The 21,789-nt window shown below is 58.8% G+C and carries 13 protein-coding genes, 2 tRNA genes, 3 rRNA genes and 2 pseudogenes; 13 read left to right on the forward strand and 7 right to left on the reverse strand.

The window, feature by feature from the left end; all coding sequences use genetic code 11:
• Positions 1–84: 84 nt before the first annotated feature.
• The 8 genes from J4E63_RS01765 (at position 85) to J4E63_RS01800 (ending at position 9,022) form a co-directional block, all read left to right on the forward strand.
• A 16S ribosomal RNA gene (locus J4E63_RS01765) occupies positions 85–1,621 on the forward strand.
• An 81-nt stretch (positions 1,622–1,702) separates the two neighbouring features.
• Positions 1,703–1,779: transfer RNA gene (locus tag J4E63_RS01770), tRNA-Ile, on the forward strand.
• A 30-nt stretch (positions 1,780–1,809) separates the two neighbouring features.
• A tRNA-Ala gene (locus tag J4E63_RS01775) sits at positions 1,810–1,885 on the forward strand.
• 245 nt (positions 1,886–2,130) lie between these two features.
• Positions 2,131–5,022 (forward strand): 23S ribosomal RNA (locus J4E63_RS01780).
• A 170-nt stretch (positions 5,023–5,192) separates the two neighbouring features.
• A 5S ribosomal RNA gene (rrf, locus tag J4E63_RS01785) occupies positions 5,193–5,308 on the forward strand.
• Together the 16S, 23S and 5S rRNA genes with 2 tRNA genes alongside form the textbook arrangement of a ribosomal RNA operon.
• Positions 5,309–5,456: 148 nt before the next feature.
• Positions 5,457–6,116, forward strand: coding sequence for a paraquat-inducible protein A (locus J4E63_RS01790; RefSeq protein ID WP_072412160.1), 660 nt, complete (start codon positions 5,457–5,459; stop codon positions 6,114–6,116).
• Complete coding sequence (locus J4E63_RS01795; RefSeq protein WP_060740610.1) at positions 6,103–6,726, forward strand: paraquat-inducible protein A; 624 nt, start codon at positions 6,103–6,105, stop codon at positions 6,724–6,726. The genes J4E63_RS01790 and J4E63_RS01795 overlap by 14 nt, the downstream gene beginning before the upstream one ends.
• Positions 6,719–9,022, forward strand: coding sequence for a PqiB family protein (locus tag J4E63_RS01800; RefSeq protein ID WP_207280881.1), 2,304 nt, complete (start codon positions 6,719–6,721; stop codon positions 9,020–9,022). The genes J4E63_RS01795 and J4E63_RS01800 overlap by 8 nt, the downstream gene beginning before the upstream one ends.
• 188 nt (positions 9,023–9,210) lie before the next feature.
• Here J4E63_RS01800 and mksF read toward each other — a convergent pair whose 3' ends face one another.
• From mksF to mksB, 3 genes are read right to left on the reverse strand one after another with little or no spacing between them, the layout of a single operon-like run.
• Positions 9,211–12,051: an Mks condensin complex protein MksF gene (gene mksF, locus J4E63_RS01805; RefSeq protein WP_207280883.1), complete on the reverse strand. Its 2,841-nt coding sequence runs from the start codon at positions 12,049–12,051 to the stop codon at positions 9,211–9,213.
• Complete coding sequence (gene mksE / locus J4E63_RS01810; RefSeq protein ID WP_003205590.1) at positions 12,048–12,749, reverse strand: Mks condensin complex protein MksE; 702 nt, start codon at positions 12,747–12,749, stop codon at positions 12,048–12,050. Before mksE ends, mksF begins: the two co-directional genes overlap by 4 nt.
• Positions 12,739–14,019, reverse strand: a complete 1,281-nt coding sequence (mksB, locus tag J4E63_RS01815) for an Mks condensin complex protein MksB (RefSeq protein ID WP_060743131.1) — start codon at positions 14,017–14,019, stop codon at positions 12,739–12,741. The genes mksE and mksB overlap by 11 nt, the downstream gene beginning before the upstream one ends.
• Before the next feature lie 181 nt (positions 14,020–14,200).
• Here mksB and J4E63_RS01820 point away from each other — a divergent pair, with 181 nt between their 5' ends.
• On the forward strand, positions 14,201–14,980 hold the full coding sequence (locus J4E63_RS01820) for an energy transducer TonB (protein WP_207280885.1): 780 nt from the start codon (positions 14,201–14,203) through the stop codon (positions 14,978–14,980).
• Positions 14,973–15,425 carry a ribosomal protein S18-alanine N-acetyltransferase gene (rimI, locus tag J4E63_RS01825; protein WP_047229376.1) on the forward strand — a complete coding sequence of 151 codons (453 nt, stop codon included), beginning with the start codon at positions 14,973–14,975 and terminating at the stop codon, positions 15,423–15,425. Before J4E63_RS01820 ends, rimI begins: the two co-directional genes overlap by 8 nt.
• Positions 15,426–15,611: 186 nt before the next feature.
• On the opposite strand, the gene J4E63_RS01830 is transcribed toward rimI, so the two are convergent.
• Positions 15,612–16,016, reverse strand: coding sequence for a serine kinase/phosphatase (locus tag J4E63_RS01830; RefSeq protein ID WP_207280886.1), 405 nt, complete (start codon positions 16,014–16,016; stop codon positions 15,612–15,614).
• A gap of 132 nt (positions 16,017–16,148) precedes the next feature.
• Here J4E63_RS01830 and can point away from each other — a divergent pair, with 132 nt between their 5' ends.
• Entirely contained in the window at positions 16,149–16,793 is a 645-nt protein-coding gene (can, locus tag J4E63_RS01835; protein WP_003185433.1) for a carbonate dehydratase, read from the forward strand.
• 10 nt (positions 16,794–16,803) lie between these two features.
• Here the strand turns inward: can and J4E63_RS01840 are convergent, their stop codons facing one another.
• The 3 genes from J4E63_RS01840 to J4E63_RS01850 form a co-directional block, all read right to left on the reverse strand.
• Positions 16,804–17,331: a lysine methyltransferase gene (locus tag J4E63_RS01840; RefSeq protein ID WP_207280887.1), complete on the reverse strand. Its 528-nt coding sequence runs from the start codon at positions 17,329–17,331 to the stop codon at positions 16,804–16,806.
• A 180-nt stretch (positions 17,332–17,511) separates the two neighbouring features.
• Complete coding sequence (locus tag J4E63_RS01845) at positions 17,512–18,681, reverse strand: hypothetical protein (RefSeq protein ID WP_207280888.1); 1,170 nt, start codon at positions 18,679–18,681, stop codon at positions 17,512–17,514.
• 113 nt (positions 18,682–18,794) lie between these two features.
• Positions 18,795–20,213 (reverse strand): short-chain fatty acid transporter, encoded by a 1,419-nt coding sequence (locus tag J4E63_RS01850; protein ID WP_192264329.1) that lies wholly within the window; start codon positions 20,211–20,213, stop codon positions 18,795–18,797.
• A 308-nt stretch (positions 20,214–20,521) separates the two neighbouring features.
• On the opposite strand from J4E63_RS01850, the pseudogene J4E63_RS31135 reads away from it, so the two are divergent.
• Together J4E63_RS31135 and J4E63_RS31140 are read left to right on the forward strand one after the other, a co-directional pair.
• Positions 20,522–21,208 (forward strand): annotated as a pseudogene (locus J4E63_RS31135) (PAS domain-containing protein); the annotation flags it as partial.
• A gap of 108 nt (positions 21,209–21,316) precedes the next feature.
• Positions 21,317–21,748, forward strand: a pseudogene (locus J4E63_RS31140) (methyl-accepting chemotaxis protein); the annotation flags it as partial.
• Positions 21,749–21,789: the final 41 nt, after the last annotated feature.

Raw genomic sequence — 21,789 nt, forward strand, 5'->3', positions numbered from 1 at the left:
CACAAGTTACTCCGCGAGAAATCAAAGATGTAACCAACGATTGCTGAGCCAAGTTTAGGGTTTTCTCAAAACCCAAAGATGTTTGAACTGAAGAGTTTGATCATGGCTCAGATTGAACGCTGGCGGCAGGCCTAACACATGCAAGTCGAGCGGTAGAGAGGTGCTTGCACCTCTTGAGAGCGGCGGACGGGTGAGTAATGCCTAGGAATCTGCCTGGTAGTGGGGGATAACGCTCGGAAACGGACGCTAATACCGCATACGTCCTACGGGAGAAAGCAGGGGACCTTCGGGCCTTGCGCTATCAGATGAGCCTAGGTCGGATTAGCTAGTTGGTGAGGTAATGGCTCACCAAGGCGACGATCCGTAACTGGTCTGAGAGGATGATCAGTCACACTGGAACTGAGACACGGTCCAGACTCCTACGGGAGGCAGCAGTGGGGAATATTGGACAATGGGCGAAAGCCTGATCCAGCCATGCCGCGTGTGTGAAGAAGGTCTTCGGATTGTAAAGCACTTTAAGTTGGGAGGAAGGGCATTAACCTAATACGTTAGTGTTTTGACGTTACCGACAGAATAAGCACCGGCTAACTCTGTGCCAGCAGCCGCGGTAATACAGAGGGTGCAAGCGTTAATCGGAATTACTGGGCGTAAAGCGCGCGTAGGTGGTTCGTTAAGTTGGATGTGAAATCCCCGGGCTCAACCTGGGAACTGCATTCAAAACTGTCGAGCTAGAGTATGGTAGAGGGTGGTGGAATTTCCTGTGTAGCGGTGAAATGCGTAGATATAGGAAGGAACACCAGTGGCGAAGGCGACCACCTGGACTGATACTGACACTGAGGTGCGAAAGCGTGGGGAGCAAACAGGATTAGATACCCTGGTAGTCCACGCCGTAAACGATGTCAACTAGCCGTTGGGAGCCTTGAGCTCTTAGTGGCGCAGCTAACGCATTAAGTTGACCGCCTGGGGAGTACGGCCGCAAGGTTAAAACTCAAATGAATTGACGGGGGCCCGCACAAGCGGTGGAGCATGTGGTTTAATTCGAAGCAACGCGAAGAACCTTACCAGGCCTTGACATCCAATGAACTTTCCAGAGATGGATTGGTGCCTTCGGGAACATTGAGACAGGTGCTGCATGGCTGTCGTCAGCTCGTGTCGTGAGATGTTGGGTTAAGTCCCGTAACGAGCGCAACCCTTGTCCTTAGTTACCAGCACGTTATGGTGGGCACTCTAAGGAGACTGCCGGTGACAAACCGGAGGAAGGTGGGGATGACGTCAAGTCATCATGGCCCTTACGGCCTGGGCTACACACGTGCTACAATGGTCGGTACAGAGGGTTGCCAAGCCGCGAGGTGGAGCTAATCCCACAAAACCGATCGTAGTCCGGATCGCAGTCTGCAACTCGACTGCGTGAAGTCGGAATCGCTAGTAATCGCGAATCAGAATGTCGCGGTGAATACGTTCCCGGGCCTTGTACACACCGCCCGTCACACCATGGGAGTGGGTTGCACCAGAAGTAGCTAGTCTAACCTTCGGGGGGACGGTTACCACGGTGTGATTCATGACTGGGGTGAAGTCGTAACAAGGTAGCCGTAGGGGAACCTGCGGCTGGATCACCTCCTTAATCGACGACCGCAGCTGCTTCATGAGCTCCCACACGAATTGCTTGATTCATTGAAGAAGACGAAAGAAGCAGCCCGAAATTGGGTCTGTAGCTCAGTTGGTTAGAGCGCACCCCTGATAAGGGTGAGGTCGGCAGTTCGAATCTGCCCAGACCCACCAATTTTGTGTGGGAAACGCCTGTAGAAATACGGGGCCATAGCTCAGCTGGGAGAGCGCCTGCCTTGCACGCAGGAGGTCAGCGGTTCGATCCCGCTTGGCTCCACCACTACTGCTTCGATTGTATAAAGCTTAGAAATGAGCATTCCATCGGTTCGATGGTGAATGTTGATTTCTAGTCTTTGACTAGTTCGTTCTTTAAAAATTTGGGTATGTGATAGAAAGATAGACTGGACGTTACTTTCACTGGTAACGGATCAGGCTAAGGTAAAATTTGTGAGTTGCTCGTAGAGCAAGATCGAATTTTCGGCGAATGTCGTCTTCACAGTATAACCAGATTGCTTGGGGTTATATGGTCAAGTGAAGAAGCGCATACGGTGGATGCCTTGGCAGTCAGAGGCGATGAAAGACGTGGTAGCCTGCGAAAAGCTTCGGGGAGTCGGCAAACAGACTGTGATCCGGAGATGTCTGAATGGGGGAACCCAGCCATCATAAGATGGTTATCTTGTACTGAATACATAGGTGCAAGAAGCGAACCAGGGGAACTGAAACATCTAAGTACCCTGAGGAAAAGAAATCAACCGAGATTCCCTTAGTAGTGGCGAGCGAACGGGGACTAGCCCTTAAGCTTCTTTGATTTTAGCGGAACGCTCTGGAAAGTGCGGCCATAGTGGGTGATAGCCCTGTACGCGAAAGGATCTTAGAAGTGAAATCGAGTAGGACGGAGCACGAGAAACTTTGTCTGAATATGGGGGGACCATCCTCCAAGGCTAAATACTACTGACTGACCGATAGTGAACTAGTACCGTGAGGGAAAGGCGAAAAGAACCCCGGAGAGGGGAGTGAAATAGATCCTGAAACCGTATGCGTACAAGCAGTGGGAGCCCACTTTGTTGGGTGACTGCGTACCTTTTGTATAATGGGTCAGCGACTTATTTTCAGTGGCGAGCTTAACCGAATAGGGGAGGCGTAGCGAAAGCGAGTCTTAATAGGGCGTCTAGTCGCTGGGAATAGACCCGAAACCGGGCGATCTATCCATGGGCAGGTTGAAGGTTAGGTAACACTGACTGGAGGACCGAACCGACTACCGTTGAAAAGTTAGCGGATGACCTGTGGATCGGAGTGAAAGGCTAATCAAGCTCGGAGATAGCTGGTTCTCCTCGAAAGCTATTTAGGTAGCGCCTCATGTATCACTGTAGGGGGTAGAGCACTGTTTCGGCTAGGGGGTCATCCCGACTTACCAAACCGATGCAAACTCCGAATACCTACAAGTGCCGAGCATGGGAGACACACGGCGGGTGCTAACGTCCGTCGTGAAAAGGGAAACAACCCAGACCGTCAGCTAAGGTCCCAAAGTTATGGTTAAGTGGGAAACGATGTGGGAAGGCTTAGACAGCTAGGAGGTTGGCTTAGAAGCAGCCACCCTTTAAAGAAAGCGTAATAGCTCACTAGTCGAGTCGGCCTGCGCGGAAGATGTAACGGGGCTCAAACCATACACCGAAGCTACGGGTATCACGCAAGTGATGCGGTAGAGGAGCGTTCTGTAAGCCTGTGAAGGTGAGTTGAGAAGCTTGCTGGAGGTATCAGAAGTGCGAATGCTGACATGAGTAACGACAATGGGTGTGAAAAACACCCACGCCGAAAGACCAAGGTTTCCTGCGCAACGTTAATCGACGCAGGGTTAGTCGGTCCCTAAGGCGAGGCTGAAAAGCGTAGTCGATGGAAAACAGGTTAATATTCCTGTACTTCTGGTTATTGCGATGGAGGGACGGAGAAGGCTAGGCCAGCTTGGCGTTGGTTGTCCAAGTTTAAGGTGGTAGGCTGAGATCTTAGGTAAATCCGGGATCTTAAGGCCGAGAGCTGATGACGAGTTACCCTTTGGGTGACGAAGTGGTTGATGCCATGCTTCCAAGAAAAGCTTCTAAGCTTCAGGTAACCAGGAACCGTACCCCAAACCGACACAGGTGGTTGGGTAGAGAATACCAAGGCGCTTGAGAGAACTCGGGTGAAGGAACTAGGCAAAATGGCACCGTAACTTCGGGAGAAGGTGCGCCGGTGAGGGTGAAGCACTTGCTGCGTAAGCCCACGCCGGTCGAAGATACCAGGCCGCTGCGACTGTTTATTAAAAACACAGCACTCTGCAAACACGAAAGTGGACGTATAGGGTGTGACGCCTGCCCGGTGCCGGAAGGTTAATTGATGGGGTTAGCTAACGCGAAGCTCTTGATCGAAGCCCCGGTAAACGGCGGCCGTAACTATAACGGTCCTAAGGTAGCGAAATTCCTTGTCGGGTAAGTTCCGACCTGCACGAATGGCGTAACGATGGCGGCGCTGTCTCCACCCGAGACTCAGTGAAATTGAAATCGCTGTGAAGATGCAGTGTATCCGCGGCTAGACGGAAAGACCCCGTGAACCTTTACTATAGCTTTGCACTGGACTTTGAATTTGCTTGTGTAGGATAGGTGGGAGGCTTTGAAGCGTGGACGCCAGTTCGCGTGGAGCCATCCTTGAAATACCACCCTGGCAACTTTGAGGTTCTAACTCAGGTCCGTTATCCGGATCGAGGACAGTGTATGGTGGGTAGTTTGACTGGGGCGGTCTCCTCCTAAAGAGTAACGGAGGAGTACGAAGGTGCGCTCAGACCGGTCGGAAATCGGTCGTAGAGTATAAAGGCAAAAGCGCGCTTGACTGCGAGACAGACACGTCGAGCAGGTACGAAAGTAGGTCTTAGTGATCCGGTGGTTCTGTATGGAAGGGCCATCGCTCAACGGATAAAAGGTACTCCGGGGATAACAGGCTGATACCGCCCAAGAGTTCATATCGACGGCGGTGTTTGGCACCTCGATGTCGGCTCATCACATCCTGGGGCTGAAGCCGGTCCCAAGGGTATGGCTGTTCGCCATTTAAAGTGGTACGCGAGCTGGGTTTAGAACGTCGTGAGACAGTTCGGTCCCTATCTGCCGTGGACGTTTGAGATTTGAGAGGGGCTGCTCCTAGTACGAGAGGACCGGAGTGGACGAACCTCTGGTGTTCCGGTTGTCACGCCAGTGGCATTGCCGGGTAGCTATGTTCGGAAAAGATAACCGCTGAAAGCATCTAAGCGGGAAACTTGCCTCAAGATGAGATCTCACTGGGACCTTGAGTCCCCTGAAGGGCCGTCGAAGACTACGACGTTGATAGGCAGGGTGTGTAAGCGCTGTGAGGCGTTGAGCTAACCTGTACTAATTGCCCGTGAGGCTTGACCATATAACACCCAAGCAATTTGTAGACTCCAAGCCGCAAGGCGAACGAGACCAGATTGTGGTGTGTGAAGACGAAACGAACCGAAAGTTCGCGACGCTCGATTGCAACACACAAACTATCGCATACCCATTCGCTGGAACGTGACCGCAAGGCACGCGCTGGCTACCGAATTTCTTGACGACCATAGAGCATTGGAACCACCTGATCCCATCCCGAACTCAGAAGTGAAACGATGCATCGCCGATGGTAGTGTGGGGTTTCCCCATGTGAGAGTAGGTCATCGTCAAGATTAAATTCCGAAACCCCTATCTGCTGACGCAGGTAGGGGTTTTGTTTTGCTCGTCATAAAAGTCTGCGAACGCTCGTGATAAATTTGCACAGTTATTTTCGAGCTGGAGCACTAGAATAGCCCCACCTTAGCTGAGCCAGAGCTGTTTATGCCCGATCCGTCAGACACTGATAGGTTGCCAGATCTCCCCCTGGGCGATTTGGTTGCGTGTCATGAGTGCGACTTGTTGATGCGCAAGCCCCAACTGGCCCATGGCGAAAAAGCCGAGTGCCCCCGCTGCGGTTATGAGCTTTATGCTCACCGGCACAATGTAGTCGAACGCAGTCTTGCGTTGGTGATCGCCGCCCTGCTGTTATATGTGCCGGCCAACTTCTTACCCATCATGCAACTCAATCTGCTTGGGCAGTCCTCCCAGGACACCGTCTGGAGTGGAGTAGTGGGTCTGTTCGATACCGGCATGCAAGGCGTCTCGGTAGTCGTGTTCCTGTGCAGCATGGGCATTCCGTTACTCAAGTTGCTTTGTCAGTTGGCTGTGCTGCTGACCATTCGCCTGGACGTTGGCCGTAGCTACGGTTTGTTGCTGTACCGCATTTATCACCATCTACGGGACTGGGGAATGCTCGAGGTTTACCTCATGGGCGTGCTGGTGGCCATCGTCAAGTTGGCAGACATGGCAGCCATCACCGTAGGCCTTGGCTTGGTGTGTTTCATCAGTTTGTTGCTGGTCCAGGTCTGGCTGGAGGTGGTGATGTCACCGCATCAGATCTGGCAGGCATTATCAGGAGAGGATGCCCATGCGGGCGATTGATGCCGGCATTCTGGTTTGTACGGAATGCCATGAATTGAATCGGCAGGACGCTGAGGCCGACAAACAAACCTGTACTCGCTGCGGCGCGCTGATCCATCCCCGTCGCCCGAACAGCTTGATGCGAACCTGGGCATTGTTGATCACGGCCGCGATTCTTTATATCCCGGCCAATATGCTGCCGATCATGACCATCAACTCACTGGGCCAGGGCGCCCCGAGCACTATCATGGCCGGCGTCATCGAGTTGGTTCACCACGGCATGATTCCTATCGCCTCCGTGGTGTTCATCGCCAGTATCCTTGTGCCGACCTTCAAGCTGGTGGGCATCGCTTTGTTATTGTTTTCCGTGCAGCGGCACCAGCCCATGTCGGCGCGGCAGCGCATCCTTATGTACCGTTTCATCGAATTCATTGGTCGTTGGTCGATGCTGGATATTTTCGTGATCGCCATTCTGGTGGCGGTGGTGAATTTTGGGCGGCTCGCCAGTGTCGAAGCCGGTCTCGGCGCGATTGCTTTCGCCAGCGTAGTGATTTTGACAATGATTGCCGCAGTAACCTTTGATCCCCGACTGATTTGGGATAACACGGAGTCGGATAACGACCATGACTGATTTGCCTACCGCTAAAACCCGACCGGCCTCGAACTGGTCAGCCATCTGGGTCTTGCCGCTGATTGCGTTGATCATCGGCGGCTGGCTTGGCTGGCGGGCTTATAACGAGACCGGAATCGAGATTACTGTGCGCTTTGAGAGTGGCGAAGGCATCCAGGTCAACAAAACCGAAGTCGTCTACAAAGGGATGACAGTCGGTAAGGTGACGGCGCTCACACTTGATGACGAAGGCAGTTCCAAGGGCGTGGTCGCGACGGTCGAGATGAACAAGGACGTCGATCAGTATCTCAAGACCGGCACACGTTTCTGGCTGGTCAAGCCGAGCGTGAGCCTGGCTGGGATCACCGGTTTGGAAACCCTGGTGTCGGGTAACTATGTGGCGATCAACCCGGGTGAGGGGGAGTCGACCCGTAAGTTCAAGGCCCTGGCCGAAGAGCCGCCGCTGTCGGACGCCAAACCGGGTTTGCACCTGACCCTCAAGGCTGACCGGCTGGGTTCGCTGAACCGCGGCAGCCCGGTGTTCTACAAACAGATCCAGGTCGGCCAGGTGAAAAGTTACCTGCTGTCCGAGGATCAGAGCAAAGTCGAGGTCAAAGTCTTCATCGAGCCGACCTATGCCAGCCTGGTTCGTAAACACACGCGTTTCTGGAACGCCAGCGGCATCAGCATCGATGCCAACCTGTCGGGTGTGAAAGTGCGCAGCGAGTCCCTGGCCAGCATCGTGGCCGGCGGTATTGCATTCGCCACACCGGAAAGCCGCAAGGACAGTCCTCCAACGGATCCGAGCCTGCCGTTTCGTCTCTACGAAGACTTTGATGCGGCCGCTGCGGGAATCCGGGTGAAAGTCAAACTCAGCGACTTCGAGGGATTGCAGGCCGGGCGTACGCCGGTGATGTACAAAGGCATCCAGGTCGGCAGCCTGAAGAACCTCAAGGTCGATCCGGACCTGGCTAGCGCGACGGCTGAACTGACCCTGGACCCCTTGGCCGAAGATTACCTAGTCACCGGCACACAGTTCTGGGTCGTCAAGCCATCGATCTCCCTGGCAGGTATCACCGGCCTGGAAGCGCTGGTCAAGGGTAACTACATTGCCATACGTCCAGGTGATAAGGGCGGTGCGCCGCAACGGGAATTCGAGGCCAGGGCGAAGGCCCCTCCACTGGACTTGCGCTCGCCGGGGCTGCACCTGGTCTTGCTGACCGAAAACCTCGGATCGCTGGAGGTCGGCAGTCCGATTCTCTATAAGCAGGTCAAGGTCGGCTCGGTGCAGAGCTATCAGTTCTCCCGCAAGAAAAAGCAATTGATCATTGGTGTGCACATCGATAAGGAATATGAAGGCCTGGTCAACGGTTCGACGCGATTCTGGAATGCCAGCGGCGTTACCCTCACGGGCGGCTTGACCGGCGGGATACAGGTCAAGAGCGAGTCCCTGCAAAGCCTGATGGCCGGCGGGATCGCCTTCGAAACGCCGGAACCGAACGTGCCGTTGAAAAGACGCATCCCACGCTTTCGTTTGCATGCAGATCGCGAAGCCGCGCAGCAGAGGGGCACGGTCGTGACGATCAAGGTCGACCGCGCCGACGGCTTGCGCAGCGGTACGCCGATCCGTTTCAAAGGCCTGGATGTGGGCAAGATCGAAGACGTCGATCTCAGTGCCGACATGCAATCGGTGTTGCTCACTGCGCGTATCACCGAAGTGCCGGAGCGTATCGCCCGGGTCGGGTCTCAGTTCTGGGTGGTCAAGCCTGAGTTGGGGTTGATGAAGACCTCCAACCTGGAGACGCTGGTCACAGGCCAATACATTGAAGTGCAGCCTTCGGCGAAAAACCTCGGGCCACAAAAAAGCTTCGTGGCCTTGGCCAACCCCCCGGAAAGCGTTGTACCCGAAGCGGGTCTGAGCCTGGTGCTGAGTGCGGCCCGCCGTGGTTCGTTGAAGATCGGCGTGCCGGTCACCTATCGCGAGATCACGGTAGGCAAGGTCACCGGTTATGAACTGGGCCAGACGGCGGACCGGGTGTTGATCCATATCCTGATCGAGCCCAAATATGCACCACTGGTGCGCAGCGGCACACGCTTCTGGAACAGCAGTGGCTTCGGTTTGGACTTCGGTCTGTTCAAGGGTGCGACGGTGCGAACCGAGTCGCTTGAAACGCTGATCCAGGGCGGTATTGCGTTCGCAACGCCGGACGGTGAACGAATGGGCAATCCGGCCCGAGCGGAGCAGACCTTCCCGTTGTTCGATAAGTTTGAAGACGAATGGCTGACCTGGGCGCCGAAGATCAGTCTTGGCAAGTAGTTGTGGCGCTATCGCGAGCAAGCTCGCTCCCACAGGGATGCAGGATCGTTCATCCAGAAGCAGTCCAATGTGGGAGCGAGCTTGCTCGCGATGAGGCCTTCCGTTGCACTGAAGACTCAAAACTGGCGCAATAAAAAAAGGCCGCGGTCCAAATGGACCGCGGCCTTTTTCATGCCCGGCTGTTCACCTCACACCGGATCCAGCTCCGGCTCGTCGGCCTGCACATTCACCGTGGCCTTTACCGCATCGTGACGACGGATGTATTTCCAGTCAGCTTCGTCGATGTAGATGCCGTTCGGGCCGCTGCCGCCTTCCAGGTCGATGGCGACACTGGCGCAGACTTGCGGTTTCACACTGGCGAGGATCGGCACGAAGCCCAGTTGCAGGCTGGTTTCCAGCAATGCCGCCTGGTTTTTCTCGTCGATGTCCGCCGCTTCGTCCAGGTAGTAAGGCAGGCGCACGCGGCCGGCCTGTTCGCGGTCCATCAGGTGCAGCAACAAGTACATGTTGGTCAGCGCCTTGATGGTCATGGTGGTGCCGTTGGATGCCGCGCCGTCGATGTCGGTGTGGATCACGGGTTGGCCGTTGACCTTGGTGATCTCGAACGCCAGTTCGAACAGGTCCTTGAGGCCGAGCTGGTTGTGATTCGCCGCCACCAGCCGCGCCAGGTACTCCTTGGCTTCTTCGTTCTTGTTGTCCTGCTCGGCGCTCTGGCTGAGGTCGAACACCGACAGCGTCTCGCCTTCCTCGTACTGGCCAGCGCTGTGGATGATCTGGTCGATGTGCTTGAGCGCTTCCTTGTTCGGCGCCAGGACGATGCGGAAGCTCTGCAGGTTGGACACCTGGCGCTTGTTGATCTCGCGGTTGAACAGCGCCAGTTGATGCTCGAGGCTGTCGTAGTCGCTGCGGATGTTGCGCAGGGTCCGGGCGATGTCGGTCACGGCCGCACGGCGTGCCTTGCCCAGGGTCAGGGCCTCGTCGGTGCGGTGGGCATAGGCGTTGATCAGCAGTTGCAGGCGCCGCTCCATGTCATCTTCGCTGTCGAACTTGGCCACGCCCTTGAGGCGCACCTGGGCATACAACGCTTCGATCTGGCCATCGACCCGCAGCAGCCCTTGCCAGCTGTCCTGGTAGTCGTTGAGCAGCGGCAGCAGGTTGTCCATGGAGTCGTCGACCGGGTCCATGAACGGCGTGCCGAATGGCAGGTCCGCCGGGAGCAATTGACGACGGCGCAGGGCGTCGTCGAGGGTGCGTTGCTTGGCTTCCATGTCGGCGATCTGTCGGCCCACCAGTTGCAACTTGGCGGACAATTGCTGGACGCGTTCGGTGAAGGCATCGCTGGAGCGCTTGAGTTCGTCCTGGGCGGCTTCCATCTGCGCCAGTTGTTCGAGCTTCTCGGCTTCCTCGGCGCTCAGGGTCTGGCTGCGACGGAAGTCTTCCAAGGCTTTTTGCGCATCCAGTACCTGCTGGTACAGCGCCTCGGTCTGGGTCTTGCTCGCGGCGCGGTCGGCGGCCACGGCTTGTTGGGTCTTGAGCTGCTTGAGTTCTTTTTCCAGACGCTCCTTCTGGTCCCGCAGCGCGGCACGGTCGGCCAGGGCTTGCAGGGCGGGTGGCTCGATGTGGGACAGGTCGATGGACAGCCCCGGCACTTCGAAGCGCTCACCTTTGAAGCCGTCGAGGATCAGCTCCATGGATTTGACCCACTCGCCGTTCTCGTCCAGCGCGATGCCGTGTTCGCCCAGGGGCAGGCTGAACAGGGCGCTGTTGAACAAACGCATCAGGCGTTCGACATCCTGCTGGGAGAATTCTTCACGCAGGCGGGCGTAGCTGTTGTTGTCGGCGTGATCGAGTTGCTGCTTGACCGACTTCAGGCGTTTTTCCAGGTCCCGCAGGCGCTCTTCCAGGTCTTCGGCACTGAATTGCCGGGACTGGGCCAGGGCACCGGCCAGTTCGTCGTGGGCGTCCTTGGCGGCGAGCAGTTGCTGTTCCAGGACCTTGACGTCATCCACCAGGGCAAAGCGATGCTTGAGCACCGACAGCTCGCCGAGCCAGCGCTGGATGCCGCTGATTTCCCGTTCCAGGCGCATCAGCTCCTGGGTGCCACCGCGCTGATCGTTCTGCAGCGAGTCCTGCTCGTTGCGGTAGTGTTCGGCCTGGATAGTCAGCTCTTCCTTGCGCGCACTGGCGTAGTCCGACCAAGTGCCCAGCAACGAATCGAGCAATGGCGAGAGGCGATGCAATTTGCCGCGCAGGACATCGCGCTGCTTCACGCCATTGGCCAGGGCTTCCACCAGCGGGCCGGCGGCCACGAGGGAGTTGTAGTCCTGTTCCATGCGGCGTACGTCACGGAAGGCTTCTTCGCACGCGGCGATGTAGTCCACGCTGCCGGAACGCAGGCTGTGTTCGAACGCATCGAGGAACAATTGCTTGAGCTTGGCCGCGGTGATTTCACGCATGTGCAGCAGGTTGATGAACAGGGCGCGGAAGGTCTTGAGGCTTTGCTCGCTGGTGGAGCGCAGCGGGATCAGCGTCAGGTCCAGCGGGATCGAGGTGTGACCACCCACTAGCAGGCGTCGCAGTTCATCCGGCTTGAGTTCGTAGGCTTTCAGGCCTTCGCGCTCCAGGTTGGTGAACAGCTCTTTCTGCCGCAGGCAGGTGTCATTTTTCTGATAGTGGGCCAGGTCCAGTTTGCCGGCGTAGGCAAAGAACTGGTGCCCGAAACCGCCGCCGGGGCCGCGACCGACCACGCCAATCACGTGCGGGCCGTGGGGCAGGGCGACTTCCACCAGGATGTAGCTGGTGTCCGAGGCAAAGTAGAAACGCCGGGATTGCTCCAGGCTGTACTTGCCGAAGCTCATGTCCGACATGCGCGCCAGGATCGGGAACTGCAAGGCGTTGATCGAGGCGGATTTACCCAGGTTGTTCGCACCGTAAACCGACAGCGGTTCTTCCAGCGGGAACAAGCCAAGGCTGTAGCCGGCGGTGTTCAAAAGGGCAAAGCGGCGGATGCCGTAGCGTTCCTTGCTCATGCGTCGGTCTCCTGTTCTTCGGCAATGGCGCGGGCCAGGGCGTCTTCTTCGCTTTCACCTTCGAATTCGCTGAGGTCCAGCGGATCATCGGTCTGCAGCAGTTTTTCGTCGCTGTCTTCGTCGATCAATACCGGTACCGGCAACGGCAGCACGCTGTGCAGGCTGGCGGCCAGGTCGCGGTCCTGCTGGACCGACAGGCAGACGTCGAGGAAGCGGTGCATCGGCGGCAGGAAACGGTACACGCCGTTTTCTTCGCTGGCAAAACCCAGTTGGGTCATGCGGCGCATGATTTTTTCTTCCAGCTCTTCCTGGGTCTGTACTTCGGCCTGGATGAACAGGTCGCGGTATTTTTCCAGCAGCGAAGGTAGCTCATCGCGGCCCAGGCTGCCGCCGTCGAGCACGGCAATCGGGTCGCGGCCCTGGTCGGCCAGGTGCTCGACCAGGATGAAGGTGAACAGGGCCAGGCGCTGGGCGGTCTTGTTCACCGCCGCGGCGGCCAGGTCCGGCACGAAGTAGTAGAAGCCACGGGTGTCGCACACCAGCTCGAAGCCCAGGGCCTTGAACAGCGTGCGGTACTGGTCCTGGAAGTTCGACAGTTGGGCGTACAGCTCCGGGTCGCGGCGGCTGACGTGGTAACCCTTGAACAGCTCGCGGAAGATCGGCGCCAGCTGGGACAGTTCGGATAGATCAAGATGCATGGGGGATGCTCGCAGAATCCTCGGCGGCGGTGTCGCCGGCCGAGAGCAGGGCGAAGGAGCGCAGGCTGACCTGATGCTCGTGAGTGTGGTAGTCGCGGCGCTCCAGGCGCTCGCGCTTGAAGCGTTTCTCCCGCGACAGGCGCGAGAACCAGTACAGCAATTCGTCGGTGGCGCCGTCCGGTTCCTGTTCCAGCAGCCAGGTCATCAGGTCCGGCATCGGCAGGGCGTCTTCGCAACGCTCGACCATCTCGCGCACAGTGCGTGGCGCGCGCGGTGCTTCGCCACCCTTGTGGGTCTTGTGGGACTTGGGGAAGCGCGCCGGTTTCGGTTCGAAGCGGGCCAGGGCATAGACATAGGCTTCGACCTGGCTGGCACTGCCCAGGAAGGTGCTTTGCGGCCGGGTGAACAGCGGCATGGCGGCTTGCGGCACGGCATCGATGCCTTTGCGGCGAATGGCGGCCAGGGCCAACGCGGCGCCACGGGTCACGGCGTTGTGGCGGCGAGCCTCCTCGCGCAGCGGCAGGAGCAGTTCACGGGCATGGCGCAGGGTCAACTGGGCGCTGGTCTGCATCTCGAGGATGCGCGCGTGGGTGCGCAGCAGCATGTCGTCGTCCACCAGGTGCCCGAGGCGCTGCTGTTCGGTGAGCATGCGCAACAGCACGTTCTCGACCTTGCGCACGCCTTGCTCGAAAGCGCCGTCGGCGTTCACCAATTGGATCATCGGCTCGACGTATTCGTCCCAGGTCGCCAACACTTCGGCGTAGCGTTGACGCAGGGGGATCTGTCGGTCGCTGGTCTTGGCCCGTTCGGCCACCGCCACCAGGGCCTGTTCGTCGTTGGCGAGTTTCTTGAGGACGTCGCGCACGCGCATGTCCAGCAGGCGCAACTGGCGGGCCAGGTCGTTGCCGTCGCGAATGTCGAAGGCGTCCTGGATGTAACCGGCCAGGCGTTCGAGGTGACGCAGGTAGGCTTCGATCTCCAGGCACAGGCCCAGGCGGTGTTCGCGGCGCAGGTAGGCGAGGAAGTCGTGGATCTGGGCGTTGAGCTCGAAGCGGTTCGGGCTTTTCGCCACCGGCACGAGAATGTCCAGGCGGATCCACACGTCCAGCAGGTTGGTGATGTCCTGGGGCGTGCTGTCCAGTTGTTGGGCGGCCAGCTGTGAACGCAATTCGTTGAGGCTCAGGGTGCCCTGGTCGAAGTGCTCGCACAAAGGTTCCAGCAATGCCCAGTGTTCAGCGAGGGCGCGCAAGACGCGCTTGGGTTCGATCATCGCAATGGCCGTCGGGTTGGCAATTAAAAGCGGCGATTGTACTGCATCGAGCCGGTTGCGATTCACCCCCTGGACGGACTGTCGTTCGCTATCGATCAACAATTGCTCCAACAGGGAAGCGATCCGCGCCGAAGGGCGGTAGAATCGCTTCCACTTTCAGTTATCCACAAGTGGCCGACCCTTGCTTATCGAGTCCCGTCGCCGCGCCTATCTGACCGCCATGCAGGTGGTCAACTGGCTGCCGCGTACCGAATTGCCGTTCGCCGCCCCGTCGCGGCCCGAGCTGTTGGAAGCGCCAGAGCCCGAGTACCTCGCGCCGGCCGTGACGGCGCCTGTGGCCAAGACAGTCGCCGAGCCGCCAGCGCCAGCCCCCGAGCGACCAAAGATCGAAGTGCCGCGCCCGAGCCTGGCGTCGACTCGCACCAATGCCAAGCCGGTGGAAGAGGTGGTCGAAGCGCCGCCCAAGGCGCCCTACGTCGCCCCGCCGCGTTTCGCCCTGCAACTGCTGCGGGCCGGGCGTTGCCTGCTGTTGGTGGAGTTGCCCACGGGCGAGCCGTTCCAAAGCCGCGATCCGGCCTATTTGCTGCTCAAGGACATGCTGCGCGCCGCCGGTCTGCCGGACAGTCCGCAAATCATCGGCGAGCCGGTGCGTTGGCCGTTGTTGTCACGGGGCACCATGGACCAGGGGCCGGAAGCGGCGCGGGATTTCGTCCAGGGCTTCGTTTCGGCGCGGCTCGAAGACGAGCCCTGTGTGTGCCTGTGGCTGATCGGCCTGCCGGCGGTGAAGTTTGCCGGCGAGGCGGATGCCGAAGCGTTCAATCGCGAACTGCAGGTCGAAGGCCTGGGCTCGGCCTGGGCGTTGCCCGGGTTGGAACTGTTAATGGAAACGCCACAGCGCAAGGCTGATGTCTGGCAAGCCATGCGCCGGCTGATGGCGCGCTGGAAAGAATCGAATGAGTGACGCTGTATCGTTCCGCCCGATGACCGAGGCGGACCTCGACGCTGTACTGAAAATCGAATACGCGGCCTACAGCCACCCCTGGACCCGCGGGATATTTCTCGACGGGCTGGGCAAATACCAGATCTGGCTGATGTTCGAAGGCCAGCAGCAAGTGGGCCATGGCGTGGTGCAGATCATCCTGGATGAGGCGCACCTGCTCAACATTACCGTCAAGCCGGAAAACCAGGGCCGTGGCCTGGGGTTGCGCCTGTTGGAACACCTCATGTCCATCGCCTACAAGGCCGAGGCCCGGGAATGTTTCCTGGAGGTGCGCGACAGCAACCGCACGGCGTTCCGCTTGTATGAGCGCTATGGCTTCAACGAAGTGGGCCGACGTCGGGATTACTACCCGGCGGTGGGGGGCCGTGAGGATGCGGTGGTCATGGCGTGCACCTTGGTGGACTGAAGCGCCGTGACCCCATGTGGGAGCGAGCTTGCTCGCGAAGACGGCGGTACATTCGACATCGATGCAAACTGATCCACCGCTATCGCGAGCAAGCTCGCTCCCACAGGGGCTTGGCGGTGTGCATCAAGTTTGTGATCAACACAAAACCATGTGGGAGCGAGCTTGCTCGCGATGGCGATTGCCGGGTCAACGCTTGCCATCCAACGGATCGATATCGGCCATTTCCGCTTCGTCCAGCCCGTCGCCTCCACCAATGTCATTTTCGTTCACAATGCTCAGGTCCCAATCGGCCCGTTCGTCGTCGCCGGCCTCGAAGGCATCCCGGGCGCCGTCTTCGTGGATGAGGGTTTCCGGGCTCATGTCGTCGTCGGTCGGTTCGTGATCATCCGTCGAGGCGCCTGTCATGCCCGCTTCACGCACGCGTTCACGAGGCATCAACTGCTCGCGTTCGTCTTGCGGCAATTCGTCGCCGATTTTCGCGCTGGGCTGCTCGTCGTCGAACTCCAACTCATGCATGGAGCCCATGCGATCTTCATTGTCGTCGATGGGTTCCGGTTGCGTCGCATCGAAAGGGCGTCGTGAATCATTCATGGCAATTCCTCATACTGTGGGCCTTACTGGTGTCGACCGACAGCGCAGCCAGGAATTCCAATGCATCGCCGACGTGACCTCGACCGGCGCTCGTCTGTCACAGTTGCGCACTCTCTATCGAGGCTAGACAGCATGAACGAATTACAAGATCTGATTGATAACAACGCGCGCTGGGCCGATGCGATCAAGCAGGAGGATCCTGACTTTTTCGCCAAGCTGGCTCGTCAGCAAACCCCGGAGTATCTGTGGATCGGCTGTTCCGATGCGCGGGTGCCGGCCAACGAGATCGTCGGCATGCTGCCGGGCGATCTGTTCGTGCACCGCAACGTGGCCAACGTGGTGCTGCACACCGACCTCAACTGCCTGTCGGTGATCCAGTACGCAGTGGACGTGCTCAAGGTCAAACACATCCTGGTCACCGGCCATTACGGCTGTGGCGGTGTGCGTGCCTCGATGCAGGACCGCCAACTGGGCCTGATCGACGGCTGGCTGCGCTCGATTCGCGACCTGTACTACGAGCATCGCGAGGCGTTGGGCCAGTTGCCGACCGAAGAAGAGCGGGTCGACCGCCTGTGCGAACTCAACGTGATCCAGCAGGTGGCCAACGTCGGCCATACCAGCATCGTGCAGAACGCCTGGCACCGTGGGCAGAAACTGTCGATTCATGGCTGCATCTACGGCATCAAGGACGGACGCTGGAAGAGCCTGGACACCACGATCAGCGGGTTCGAGCAATTGCCGCCGCAGTATCGGCTGCGTCCGGTCGGCGCGCCCTGACGCCGGCTCGTCAGTCGCGGTGACACTGACGACGCCAGTGCCGTAGAAATGTCATTCCCTGCTCATTGGGCGGTTCGTCATAGCCGGTAATCCAGCCATGACAGTTGTACGAACCGCACCGGCAGGCGAATTGGCGATACAGTTTCTGTTCGGTACTGGCGTAGTCCATCGTCAGGCAGTCGCCTTCATCGATACGGGCCAGTGACCACAGCCACAGTTCGCTCATGTCGAGGAATACATTCGGGTTGCAGGAGTGCAGCAGCAATCCGGCGAAGCGTGGGTCATACATGTGCACGTCCGGCAGGATCTGCAACGTGTGCAGGCGCCGTCGGCTCACCAGCAACCCCGACACCCTGCACATCCTCGTCATGGGCGCGAAGGACTTGCGGGCGATGATGCCGTGGCCGCGCCCGTCGCTCGTCTGGTGCACTTCAAAATCGTGCACAGAGGGGTAGCCCAGGCGGGTGCTGAGTTGTTTTTCCGGGTAGATGCAGTCCCGGCGTTGGGAACAGGTGTCATCGCGGATGAACAGGCTCATGACAGTCCTTGTCGGTGATAGACACTCGACTTGCTGGCGCCGGCGATCCTGCCGACGGTCGTTGAAAAAGCTTTTGATAGCTTCGCCCAAGTCGAGGGCCGTATCTACTGTCGAGTCTGACAGGAGCCAAAAGCGCTTTCCCGTGTCAGCGCAAGCTTACGCGGGAAGGCGCCTCAAGGTTTACACCGCCTCGGCAGGCAGCGGCATGGGCACTTTAAGTTGCGGAAGTTGCGACTTGATTGCCGGCGTTTCGCATTTTTTCGCTGCATCTGCTTCGCTCAGCTTGCGCACCGAGGTGTAGAACAACTCGCAGGTCTTTTCCTTTTGCGTGACCTGCCAGGTCTGCGTGCACTGGTTCAGCAGGGTGCTCGGGTCGGTGCCCGGCTTGCTGCCCATGCCGGCTTGCCAGCAAGCGGCGCTCAGGTCCTGGCCCATGACTTTCAAGCCGGCGGCATCGGCCTTGGCTTCGTCACCGTCGTAGTTTTCCTTGTCAGCGGCATACCAGATATAGCTCGGGTGGTTGGAGCCCAGGACCGGGACCTTGACCCCCGCGGTCGGCGTGATGGTCGCCAGGCCGAGCACGCCAACGGTCTGGCCGTACTGGGTCTTGATCCAGTTCCGAACGGGCGCTCCGAAGGCCACCATCGGCAATGCGGCGCCGCTGGCGGTTTGGGTGACCTGTGTGACCATGGTGGTCTGGTAATCGTTGAAGTAGCTGTAGAGCCCCTCCAATGTGCTACCAGCATTGGACGGCGCTGCGATGGGCGCGATGTCGATGATGGTCTGGTAGGCCGGCGTCTGTTCAACGGCGATGCCGTTGACGGTCAGCAGCGTGGCCCAGCGATCAGTGGTCGCCGACTCCAGGTAATCCTGGGCCTGGGTCAGGGAGTAATCCGGCGGGAAGTGCAGCAACTCGACACTCTTGCGGTTTTCCAGGGCCATGCCCAGCGGCAGGAACAGGTACCAGTTGTAGGACCATTTCTTGTCGCTGTTGAGTTTCGAGGCACCGTTGTACGCCAGGTCCCCGGCGTCGAGCAGCGCCTTCAGCGGTTGGCCGTAGTTCTTGGGCACGCCGTCGATGCTGGCATAGACCTTATCGTTGTCGATGTTGACCTGGACCTTGGCGTTTTCGTAGCCGTCGCGCTGCACACTTTGGGTCAGGTAATGCTGGACGGTCTGCTCCAGGGTCCAGTCGCGAAAACAAATGACGTTGCAGTTGTTGGGGTAGGCAAAGAGGCGGGTGACGCGTTCGGTGCTGCCCAGCTGTACGTCGATCTTGGTAACGTCGGCGGCGTGGACGGTGGCGCTCAGGGTAAGGGCGGCAAGAGGAAGCACTGCGAGTTTGAACATGCTCAGATCCTTTTCAGCGTGAGGGACCCTCAAAAGCAGGGCGTATCCATACTGAAACAGACCGAGCCGAAGAAGAAGTGGGCCGATGGAAATATCGGCCCTTTTTTATGGCTTTATGGCATCACTGGCGGCAAATAACTCAATGTCGTCCCCAGCGCCCACAGCAGCGCCAGCACCAGTGGTGTATGCACCAGCAACTGCACGAAGGAAAAACCGATCAAGTCCCTCGCCTTCAGCCCCAACACCCCCAACAACGGCAGCATGTAGAACGGATTGATGAGGTTGGGCAGCGCTTCGGCGGCGTTGTAGATCTGCACGGCCCAGCCCAGGTGATAGTTCAGGTCGTTGGCCACCTGCATGACGTAGGGCGCTTCGATGATCCACTTGCCGCCGCCGGAAGGAATGAAAAAGCCCAGCACCGCCGAATAGACGCCCATCAGCAAGGCGTAGGTGTCATGGGAGGCGATCTGGACGAAAAAGGTCGAGATATGGTGGGCCAGGGTCTGGGTATCGCTGCCCTTGACCGTGGTCAGCAGCGCGGCGATCGAGCCGTACAACGGGAACTGGATCAACACGCCCGTGGTGGTCGGCACCGCGCGGGCCACGGCGTCGAGGAAGCTGCGCGGCCGCCAGTGCAGCAAGGCGCCCAGCATGATGAACAGGAAGTTATAGGTGTTGAGCCCGGATATGGCACTGATCGCAGGCTTGGTCGAAAACTCGTGGAACAGCCAGCCGGCGGCCAGCAGTACCAGGGCGATGGTCAGCAGCGGACTGTGTTCCAGCCATTCTCCCGGCCGTGTGCGGGGCTGCAACGCGGGCATGCTGAAACTCGGGTCGATCCCGCAGGCGGCGGCGTCACGGGCGCTGTTGGGGCCGGGCGCGGTGGCGTAGGCGACAATCAACGAGATCACGATCAGCGCCAGCAGCATCACGCCCGACTGCCAGAGGAAAATCGTCTGGGTGAACGGAATGACGCCGGTAATCGACAGGATCGAAGGTGGCAGGCTGGCCGGGTTGGCCTGCAGTTGCGCCGCCGACGAAGACAACCCCAGCGCCCACACCGCGCCCAGGCCCAGGTAGGCGGCGGCACCGGCGGCGCGGTAATCCATCTTCAGGTCGGTGCGGCGGGCGAGGGCGCGCACCAGCAAGCCGCCAAACACCAACGACAGTCCCCAGTTGAGCAACGACGCGACCATGGAAATCAGTGCCACCCACGCCACCGCGGAGCGACCGTTGGTCGGAATACGCGCCAGGCGATCGATCAACTTGACGGCGGGCGGCGAGCTGGCAACCACGTAACCGCCAATCACCACGAAGGCCATTTGCATGGTGAACGGGATCAGGCTCCAGAAGCCGTCGCCGAACGCCATGGCCGCTGCCGTGGGCGTGGCGCCGATGAATTGCGTCGCCACGGCGACCACCAGCACCGCCAGTGCGGCGAAGACCCAGGAGTCGGGGAACCAGCGCTCGGCGAAACTGGAACAGCGCAAGGCAAAGCGGGCGGAACGGCTGTCTTCGATGTCAGTGGTCACGGCAATTACCTCGTTTTTATGGTTATGGGGTATTGATGGCGGCAAGGCTCAAAGGTCAGGGCAACAGTAGAACAATCCAGTGACCGTGGAAGGCTTATCGGGTTCGAGGTCACCCGGGAATATTTTCAATGGGGCTCGCGGCGCTCTTTAGAAAAAAAATGCGGGGCCGATGGCAAGAGAACAGCCTATTAATTCATCTGCTGTTCCTGGAGCTGCCCATGTTCAACAACCGCCTGAAGCAGGAGCTACTGGCTCTTCGCCAAGAACTGTCCAGCCTTATGCAAGTCAAGGAAAGCCTGGACCGTGAAATGCTTGGTCTCACCCTGGATGCCGATGGAAGGATTCAATCGGTCAATCAGAATTTCCTCGACGATATGAACTACAGGAGCCAGGACCTGATCGGCCGGCCTGTGGATGAGTTGGTGCCCGCCTATTTGAAATCCAATGAGTTCCAGGCTCGCTTCAAGGCGGCGCTGACCCGTGGCGAGCACTTCTCCGGTGCCGTGCGCTTGCTGCGGGGCAATGGCCAGGAGGCCTGGCTGCGTTCGATCCTCCAGCCTGTACGGAATGCCGACGGGCGGATCCGTTTTTTTTCGATGTATTCCAATGACCTGACCCGCACCATCGAGGGTTCCCGTGAACATGAAAACCTCATCGGTGCGTTGGTGCGTTCAACGGCGGTGATCGAGTTCGATCTGGGCGGTCACGTACTGACGGCCAACGATCGCTTCCTCAATGCCATGGGCTATAACCTCGCGCAGATCAAGGGCAAGCATCACCGCATGTTTTGTGAGCCCGAGGAGTACAACAGCGCGGAATACCAACAATTCTGGAAGCGGCTGAACAGTGGCGAGTTCGTGGCCGGGCGCTTCAAGCGCATCGACAGCAACGGCCGCGAGGTCTGGCTGGAAGCCTCCTACAACCCGGTGCTCGATGCCAACGAGCGACTGTACAAAGTGGTCAAGTTCGCCACCAACATCACAGACCAGGTCAACCAGGAAAAAGCCGTCGCCGAAGCGGCCAACATTGCCTACAGCACCTCGTTGCAGACCGACAACAGCGCCCAGCGCGGCACGACTGTGGTGACCCAGGCCGTGGACGTGATGCGCGACCTGGCCCGGCACATGCAAACCGCTGGCGAAGGCATCGAGGCGTTGAACGAGCAATCCCAGGTGATCGGTACCATCGTCAAGACCATCAGCGGCATCGCCGAACAGACCAACCTGCTGGCGCTCAACGCCGCCATCGAAGCGGCCCGGGCCGGCGAGCAAGGACGGGGCTTTGCGGTGGTGGCCGATGAGGTGCGCCAACTGGCATCACGTACCAGCCAGGCGACCGAGGAAATCGTCGGCGTGGTCCGCCAGAACCAGGACATGGCCCGCAACGCCGTGGCGTTGATGACTGACGGCCAGCACCAGGCCGAACATGGCCTGGCCCTGGCCGCCGAGGCGGGGACGGTGATCGTCGAGATCCAGGACGGGGCGAAGAAGGTGGTCGATGCCGTGAGCCAGTTTGCCAATCAGTTGTCCACGTAGAAGGGATTATTGTTTTTTACATATTAATTATTGTTTTGCGA

Source organism: Pseudomonas sp. FW300-N2F2, assembly GCF_017351655.1.
Lineage (GTDB): Bacteria > Pseudomonadota > Gammaproteobacteria > Pseudomonadales > Pseudomonadaceae > Aquipseudomonas > Aquipseudomonas fluorescens_AA.

Bases quoted from the DNA above. Each gene is read 5' to 3' on its own strand.
- J4E63_RS01790 (WP_072412160.1), top strand. From the start codon at position 5,457: ATGCCCGATCCGTCAGACACTGATAGGTTGCCAGATCTCCCCCTGGGC.
- J4E63_RS01795 (WP_060740610.1), top strand. From the start codon at position 6,103: ATGCGGGCGATTGATGCCGGCATTCTGGTTTGTACGGAATGCCATGAA.
- J4E63_RS01800 (WP_207280881.1), top strand. From the start codon at position 6,719: ATGACTGATTTGCCTACCGCTAAAACCCGACCGGCCTCGAACTGGTCA.
- mksF (WP_207280883.1), bottom strand. From the start codon at position 12,051: ATGAGCAAGGAACGCTACGGCATCCGCCGCTTTGCCCTTTTGAACACC.
- mksE (WP_003205590.1), bottom strand. From the start codon at position 12,749: ATGCATCTTGATCTATCCGAACTGTCCCAGCTGGCGCCGATCTTCCGC.
- mksB (WP_060743131.1), bottom strand. From the start codon at position 14,019: ATGATCGAACCCAAGCGCGTCTTGCGCGCCCTCGCTGAACACTGGGCA.
- rimI (WP_047229376.1), top strand. From the start codon at position 14,973: ATGAGTGACGCTGTATCGTTCCGCCCGATGACCGAGGCGGACCTCGAC.
- J4E63_RS01830 (WP_207280886.1), bottom strand. From the start codon at position 16,016: ATGAATGATTCACGACGCCCTTTCGATGCGACGCAACCGGAACCCATC.
- can (WP_003185433.1), top strand. From the start codon at position 16,149: ATGAACGAATTACAAGATCTGATTGATAACAACGCGCGCTGGGCCGAT.
- J4E63_RS01840 (WP_207280887.1), bottom strand. From the start codon at position 17,331: ATGAGCCTGTTCATCCGCGATGACACCTGTTCCCAACGCCGGGACTGC.
- J4E63_RS01845 (WP_207280888.1), bottom strand. From the start codon at position 18,681: ATGTTCAAACTCGCAGTGCTTCCTCTTGCCGCCCTTACCCTGAGCGCC.